This window comes from Rheinheimera oceanensis (assembly GCF_018831085.1).
Lineage (GTDB): Bacteria > Pseudomonadota > Gammaproteobacteria > Enterobacterales > Alteromonadaceae > Alishewanella > Alishewanella oceanensis.
The window spans coordinates 1-2,381 of the sequence record NZ_JAGPNM010000032.1 but is presented as its reverse complement, the minus strand read 5'-3'; the positions used below and the strand labels follow the sequence as shown (position 1 = coordinate 2,381).

Sequence of the window (2,381 nt, the reverse complement as noted above, 5' to 3'; positions counted from 1 at the left end):
GCTACCAGGTCAATGTACCGCAGCTGGACCTGGATATCGACCGCACCAAAGCCAAACAGCAAAGCGTAGCACTGGATGAAGTATTCCAGACCCTGCAGGCGTATATGGGCTCAGTGTATGTGAATGACTTTAATCAGTTTGGCCGCACCTATCAGGTAAATGTGCAGGCTGACGAGCAGTTCCGCCAAAGCGCGGCGCAAATCAGCCAGTTAAAGGTGCGTAATAGCCGGGGTGAAATGATCCCGCTGGGCTCCTTTATCAATGTCACCGACAGCGCCGGCCCGGACCGCGTTATGCACTACAACGGCTTTACCACCGCCGAAATTAACGGTGGCCCGGCACCGGGTTACAGCAGTGGCGAAGCCCAGGCCGCGATTGAAAAAATCCTGGCTGAAACCCTGCCAAACGGCATGACATACGAATGGACCGAGCTGACCTATCAGCAAATTCTGGCCGGTAACGCCGGGGTATTTATCTACCCGCTGGTCATCCTGCTGGTGTTTATGGTACTGGCCGCCCAGTACGAAAGCTTAAGCTTACCGCTGGCCATTATTCTGATTATCCCGATGACACTGTTATCGGCGCTGAGCGGCGTACTGATTTACGGCGGGGATAACAATATCCTCACCCAGATTGGCTTAATCGTACTGGTGGGCCTGGCAACAAAGAACGCCATCTTAATTGTCGAATTTGCCAAAGAGCTGCAAGACCACGGCATGAGCGCGCTGGACGCCATTCTGGAAGCCTGCCGCCTGCGGTTACGGCCAATACTGATGACCTCTATCGCCTTTATTATGGGCGTGGTACCAATGGCCTTTGCCAGCGGCGCCGGTGCCGAAATGCGCCAGGCCATGGGTGTAGCCGTCTTCTCCGGCATGATAGGCGTAACCATCTTTGGCTTACTGTTAACCCCGCTGTTTTACTACATGCTGGCCAAACGCGGCAAGCATGCACAGCACAGCGAGAAAAAAGCGCAACAACCGGCAATAACAGCAACCACCGATACTGCGGAGGCACCTTATGCGTAATACGTTAAAATTATCCGCCATTGCGGTGCTGGTAGCCTCATTAAGCGCCTGTGCCGTCGGGCCGGATTACCACACCCCGGCCAGGGTGGCCGATATCAGCTTTAACAGCCCATACCAGCAGGCTGAACACGCCCAAAGCTGGTGGCAGGCATTTGACGACGCCGTGCTGAATCAGCTTATCAGCACCGCCCTGGTGGAAAACCGTACCCTGGCGCAAGCCAGGGCCAACGTCGACCGGGCCTATGCCGTGTTTCGTGACGCCAATAACGACTTTCTGCCCAAAGGCACCTTAGACGCCACTTACCAGGCCAGTGAAAACCCAACGTTATCACCGGATGATAACGGCATCATCACCCGCGGTTACAGCACCGGTGCCAATTTAAGCTGGGACTTAGACCTGTTCGGCAAATTACGCCGCGCCAGTGAAGCGGCAGAAGCCCAGGCACAGCAAGCCGATATATTATGGCACGATGCCCAGGTGCAACTGATAAGCCAGGTCGCCACCAGTTACGGTGAATACCGCGGTGCCCAGCTGCGCTTAGTGGTGGCCGAGCAAAACCTGCAAAACCTGCAGCAAAGCCGCGCTATCGTACTGGCAAGGTTAGAGGCCGGTATGGCCTCCGAGCTGGAACTGGCACAAATAGACGTGCAACTGCATCAGGTGCATGCCGCCATCCCCGGCTACCGGGTAGCACGCTTAACCGCCGATGCCACCTTATCTGCCTTACTCGGCCAGCGGCCGGGCCAGCTTAAACTGGGCTCAGTCCCCAACCTGCCTGAGCTGAAACAACCGGTGGCGGTAGTCGACGGTGAAAACTACCTGCGTTACCGCGCCGATGTCGCCAGCAGCGAGCGCTTGTTAGCTGCCCGTACCGCACAAATTGGCGTAGCCACCGCCGATTTATACCCGAATATCTCAGTGCGCGGCTTTTTAGGCTTTTTATCCGGCCCGGGCTTAACGCTAAGCAGCGACACCCAAAGCTGGTCAGTGGCACCCACACTCAGCTGGCAGGCGGCAGATTTAGGCTCGGTTAAAGCCCGTATCCGCCAGGCGGAAGCCAGCTCGCAAATGGCGCTGGCCCAGTTTGAACAGCAGGTGTTTAACGCCATTAACGAGATGCAGCTCTCGCTTGGCAGTTATAACTTAAGCCGCGAACAGCAACTGAGCACCGAGCAGCAATGGCAGGCCGGTAACAGAGCCGTGCAAATCGCCCGTGAGCGTTATAACGCCGGCACCGGCGAGTTCCTCGACTTACTTGACGCCGAACGCGAACTGCTACGCGCCCGCGACCAACTGGCACAAGTGCAACAGCAAAGCTTTATCCGCTTAGTCGGCATTTACCGCAGTTTTGG

General features: G+C 56.4%; 2 protein-coding genes. Both read left to right on the top strand.

Going from position 1 to position 2,381, the window contains the following annotated elements:
- A partial coding sequence (locus J3B89_RS20915; RefSeq protein WP_215399533.1) for an efflux RND transporter permease subunit occupies window positions 1-1,028 on the top strand: 1,028 nt, incomplete at its 5' end.
- On the top strand, window positions 1,021-2,381 hold a 1,361-nt coding region (locus tag J3B89_RS20910), incomplete at its 3' end, for an efflux transporter outer membrane subunit (protein ID WP_215399532.1). The genes J3B89_RS20915 and J3B89_RS20910, both read left to right, overlap by 8 nt.